This window comes from Flavobacterium sp. (assembly GCF_031363805.1).
Lineage (GTDB): Bacteria > Bacteroidota > Bacteroidia > Flavobacteriales > Flavobacteriaceae > Flavobacterium.
In genome coordinates, this window is sequence record NZ_JANLVD010000038.1 from 1 (window position 1) to 5,147 (window position 5,147).

Annotated in this window: 4 protein-coding genes; 3 read left to right on the forward strand and 1 reads right to left on the reverse strand. The window is 32.3% G+C overall.

Annotation, left to right across the window (positions count from 1 at the left end):
* Together RMN92_RS02425 and fsa are read left to right on the forward strand one after the other, a co-directional pair.
* On the forward strand, positions 1 to 756 hold a 756-nt coding region (locus RMN92_RS02425), incomplete at its 5' end, for an SDR family oxidoreductase (protein WP_309607872.1).
* A gap of 255 nt (positions 757 to 1,011) precedes the next feature.
* Positions 1,012 to 1,668, forward strand: a complete 657-nt coding sequence (fsa, locus tag RMN92_RS02430; protein ID WP_309607873.1) for a fructose-6-phosphate aldolase — start codon at positions 1,012 to 1,014, stop codon at positions 1,666 to 1,668.
* A gap of 131 nt (positions 1,669 to 1,799) precedes the next feature.
* On the opposite strand, the gene RMN92_RS02435 is transcribed toward fsa, so the two are convergent.
* Complete coding sequence (locus tag RMN92_RS02435; protein WP_309607874.1) at positions 1,800 to 3,209, reverse strand: thioredoxin-like domain-containing protein; 1,410 nt, start codon at positions 3,207 to 3,209, stop codon at positions 1,800 to 1,802.
* 154 nt (positions 3,210 to 3,363) lie between these two features.
* Between RMN92_RS02435 and RMN92_RS02440 the strand changes: the two genes are divergently transcribed.
* Positions 3,364 to 4,980 carry an ATP-binding cassette domain-containing protein gene (locus RMN92_RS02440; RefSeq protein WP_309607875.1) on the forward strand — a complete coding sequence of 539 codons (1,617 nt, stop codon included), beginning with the start codon at positions 3,364 to 3,366 and terminating at the stop codon, positions 4,978 to 4,980.
* Positions 4,981 to 5,147 lie beyond the last annotated feature (167 nt).

Sequence of the window (5,147 nt, forward strand, 5' to 3'; positions counted from 1 at the left end):
TCTATCGGAGAGTTTTTGCACCAAAAAGGTTATATTGTTTATGGAACAAGTAGAAATCCAGAAAGGGTTCAAAAATCTGTATTTCCAATAGTCGCTTTAGATGTCAGAGATGTTAGTAGTATTCAAAAAACGGTAGCATTAATTATTAGAAACGAAAAAAAATTAGATATCGTAATCAATAATGCTGGCGTTGGGATAACGGGTCCTATGGAAGAAATTCCTATGGAAGAGATTAAAAATAATTTCGAAACCAATTTTTTTGGACCTATCGAAGTCATGAAAGCTGTTTTGCCACAAATGCGCGCACAGAAATCAGGATTAATTATCAATATTACATCAATTGCGGGTTATATGGGTTTGCCCTATCGCAGTATTTATTCGGCATCAAAAGGAGCTTTAGAAATCATAACCGAAGCTTTGCGAATGGAAACCAAATCATTTGGCATTCAAATGACCAATGTAGCTCCAGGCGATTTTGCTACAAACATTGCGGCTGGTCGTTTTCATGCACCTGTAATTTCAGGATCAGATTATGAACTGGCTTACGGTCAGGTTTTAAAAACCATGAACGAACATGTAGATGCTGGTAGCAATCCAAACGAAATGGCAGAAGCCATTTACAAAATAATCCAAACTCCAAATCCAAAAATACATTATAAAGTAGGTCTTTTTATGCAAAAATTCTCCATAGTTCTAAAGCGTATTTTGCCCGATAAATTTTATGAAAAAATGTTGATGAACCATTATAAATTGTAATTTTGCAAACGCGTACAAGGAATTGAATTAAGGATTTATTTAAAAAAACCTGTTAAGTATAATTTTTAAACATTTCTCAATCTAACGACTGCGGCGCGTAAGGGATTAAGGCGGTATCCTTTTTTGAGCCTTTTCGGCGAAAAAAAGATATAGCCGAAAGCCCGACCAGTAGTTGCAAGGAGGAACGACGAAGCAATCTGCTGGATACGCCAAAAAAAATTAAACAGAAACACACAATCAAATATATTTATAATTATGAAATTTTTTATTGACACTGCCAATTTAGCTCAAATCAAAGAAGCCCAAGCACTCGGCGTTTTGGATGGCGTAACTACAAATCCGAGTTTGATGGCTAAGGAAGGAATCACTGGGAAAAATAATATTTTAAAGCATTACGTTGACATTTGCAACTTTGTAGAAGGCGATGTGAGTGCCGAAGTGAATGCTTTGGACTACGACGGAATGATTAAAGAAGGTGAAGAGCTGGCTGATTTGCATGAACAAATCGTGGTAAAATTGCCCATGACCAAAGAAGGTGTGATGGCTTGTAAATATTTTTCTGATAAAGGAATCAAAACCAATGTTACTTTAGTATTTTCTGCGGGTCAAGCACTTTTGGCTGCCAAAGCTGGTGCTACTTATTGTTCTCCATTTATTGGTCGTTTGGACGATATTTCCACAGATGGTTTGGCTTTAATTGAAGAAATAAGATTAATTTACGATAATTATGGATACGAAACCCAAATTCTAGCGGCTTCTGTAAGACATACTATGCATATTGTAAACTGTGCAAAAATTGGTGCCGATGTTATGACTGGCCCACTTTCTGCCATACATGGTTTGCTAAAACATCCTTTAACTGATATTGGTTTGGCGCAGTTTGTGGCAGATTTCGAAAAAGGAAATAAATAAATTGATTATTCGATGATTCGATTGTTAGACAATCCGATTTAAGTTTACAGATATATCAGATGATTTAATAAAAAAGCGATTTCAATTTGAAATCGCTTTTATTTTTTAGGACTAGTCACTATCTGAAATATCTATTTTAAGTAATCTTCAAAATCGGCATCAAACAAACTTACAAATCCATTTTTAATGGAACCATTTGAATTGATAAGCATGCTACGATGAATTTTGGTAATCACCCATTTGTCTCTCAAATCTTTGAAATTTGTAGCATGTAATTCCGTTGTATTTTTAAAATTATATTTAAGCAATAATTTTTTCCATTGATCTGGAGTATCATCAACATTGATGGATACAAAATCCCAATCTGGATGTTTACTTTTTAACTCAGATGCTTTTTTATGAACAAGTTCCAAATGCGAATTGGCATCCGATGTCCAAAAGAAAACTACAGTTTTATTTGTAAAAAAAGAATTTAAATTCACTACATTGCTTTGAGCGTCAATTAAATTTACTACAGGTAATTTTTTGTTTTCCAACAAAAACTGAGTTGATTCTCCAATACGTTTTATTTCTTTTTGTTTTACATTATCAGTTGAAAGTTCTGCGTATTTATCCAAAAAAGTTTTGTTATTTGACATGTTTTGATCTTCCAACAAATAGGTAAATGCAATGTTATTTAAAATCGCATTTTTTATTTTTATATTGGTAAAAAGAGAATCTGCAATTTCTAATTTTTTAATATTATTAACCAATGCTTTTTCATTTAAATGTGCACCATCTGTTGCTCCTGTGCATGAAATATTGTTTAGCATAGTAGTTAAATATCTGACAAAGGGCGAAAAATTAGTCAAATTTTCATTATTGAAATTGATATTTTTTCTATAATTATAATAGGACAATGGTATGTTGCTGCAAATGTCTTTTCCTGTTCTGTTTTTATGGGCAATTGGATATATTTCTTTTTTAGATAAATAATGCATATCGACCATAGTCTTTGCATATAAATCAAAATTTTCATCCCAATTAATAGCTTCTTTCCTTCTAGAATAATAGCTTTTTATAGATTTATAATTGTCATCAATTGTTTTATTGAATTTTGCAAAATCATAATCATAAATTCCAAAACTATTGTTTTTGTCATCTTCGTTTTTAAGGAAAAGTTCAATCAGAAAATTATTTTTCTCATCGCCTCGACCACAAAAAGTAAGGGAATTATCGAATTCGTTTGTGTTTAAACGAATCATTAAACTATCATTTTTATCAAAATAAATATGTTGGTATTCTGGATCATGTTTAAAGGTGTACATGCCAGGCGCCAAAGAATCGTATTTTTTAAAAAACCTATTCTTATCATCCAATTTTATGGTGTCTATAACAATATTGTCTTTGCATAAAAAAACAACTTTGGAATTTGGATTTATAATTTCTCCGCCAAAATAAGCTACATAGTTGTTTGTATCGAATATTTTGTTGCAAGAAGCAAATAGAAGTGGCAATAAAACAATAGTAAAAAAAGTAATTTTTTTAATATAGGCGGTCATTAGAAATAGTTTAGTTGCAACAAATATATTTTTATAATGTTTGTAATGCTGTTAACAATCAGTTAAATTAAAGGCAATTATTATGTAAAGGTTTAAATAAAATAAATTCACTAATTTTTGTTACTTTTGCATTTCTTAAAAATACTAAATATCAATGTTAACAATATCAAATTTATCGGTTCAGTTTGGCAAACGAATTTTATTCGATGAAGTAAATACCACTTTTACACAAGGCAATTGCTACGGAATTATAGGTGCAAATGGTGCTGGAAAATCTACTTTTTTAAAAATTATTGCAGGAGAAATTGATCCAACTTCCGGTCGTGTAATTCTTGAACCAGGAAAACGTATGTCGGTTTTAAATCAGAACCACAATATGTTTGATAATCATACAGTACTAGAAACGGTTATGATGGGAAATAAAACACTCTTCGCTGTAAAAAAGGAAATGGATGATTTATATTTAAATTATACAGATGAAAACGCAGATAGAATAGGAGAGTTGCAAGTTCGATTTGAAGAAATGAATGGTTGGAATGCAGAATCAGATGCTGGAGCCATGCTTTCAAATTTAGGAATTTCTGCCGATTATCAATACAATTTGATGGGCGACATGGAAGGAAAACTAAAGCTTCGTGTACTTTTGGCACAAGCATTGTTTGGAAATCCAGATGTTTTAATTATGGATGAGCCTACCAACGATTTGGATTTTGAAACCATAGGTTGGTTGGAAAATTTCTTGGCAAATTATGAAAACACGGTGTTGGTAGTTTCTCACGACAGACACTTTTTGGATGCAGTTTGTACACATGTTTCGGATATTGATTTTAGCAAAATAAATCATTATTCTGGAAATTATACTTTTTGGTACGAATCTAGCCAACTTGCGGCAAAGCAAAGAGCACAACAAAATAAAAAGGCAGAAGAAAAAAAATCTGAATTGGAAGAATTTATTCGGCGTTTTAGTGCGAATGTAGCAAAATCTAAACAAGCTACTTCTCGTAAAAAAATGATTGAAAAATTAAATTTAGCCGATATAAAACCGTCTTCTAGACGATACCCAGCTATTATTTTTGATACCGAACGTGAAGCTGGAGATCAAATATTGAATGTTCAAAATTTGAGTGCCTCCATTGATGGTGAAATACTGTTTAAAAATGTAGATTTGAACATGGCAAAAGGCGATAAAGTAGTTATTTTTTCCAAAGATTCTCGTGCTACAACTGCTTTCTACGAAATTTTAAATGGAAATTTAGTAGCAGATTCTGGAACTTTCGATTGGGGAATTACAACCAATCAATCCTATTTGCCAGCAGATAATCATAGTTTTTTTGAAAATGATTTGTCACTAGTAGACTGGTTGCGTCAATGGGCAAAAACCGAAGAAGAGCGTGACGAAGTTTATGTACGTGGTTTTCTTGGAAAAATGATTTTTTCTGGTGAAGAAGCATTAAAAACCAGTCGTGTATTATCTGGTGGGGAAAAAGTGCGCTGTATGTTATCCAGAATGATGATGATGCGTGCGAATGTTTTAATGCTAGATGAACCCACAAATCACTTGGATTTAGAATCGATAACGGCTTTCAATAATTCTTTGAAAAACTTCAAAGGTTCTATATTATTTACTACTCACGATCATGAGTTTGCACAAACTGTGGCCAATAGAGTACTAGAAATTACTCCAAAAGGAGTTATTGATAGATATACTACTTTTGATGATTATTTGGAAGACGATAAAATTAAGGATTTAAGAATGAAAATGTATTCTTAAATAGAATTAAAAAATCCAGCTAAATGCCTACCGTCTGGACACATCTCTAAAGAGTATCCATCCTTGCATAATTGCGGTAAATTTTTGAAGACCAATCCAAAAGGTTGTGATACCTGGTTTTCTTTCAGAAAGATATCCTTTCCAACCGCCTAATCTAGCAATAGCCC

Excerpts from the sequence above, each read along its gene's own strand:
- RMN92_RS02440 (WP_309607875.1), top strand. The coding sequence starts at position 3,364 with ATGTTAACAATATCAAATTTATCGGTTCAGTTTGGCAAACGAATTTTA.
- RMN92_RS02435 (WP_309607874.1), bottom strand. The coding sequence starts at position 3,209 with ATGACCGCCTATATTAAAAAAATTACTTTTTTTACTATTGTTTTATTG.
- fsa (WP_309607873.1), top strand. The coding sequence starts at position 1,012 with ATGAAATTTTTTATTGACACTGCCAATTTAGCTCAAATCAAAGAAGCC.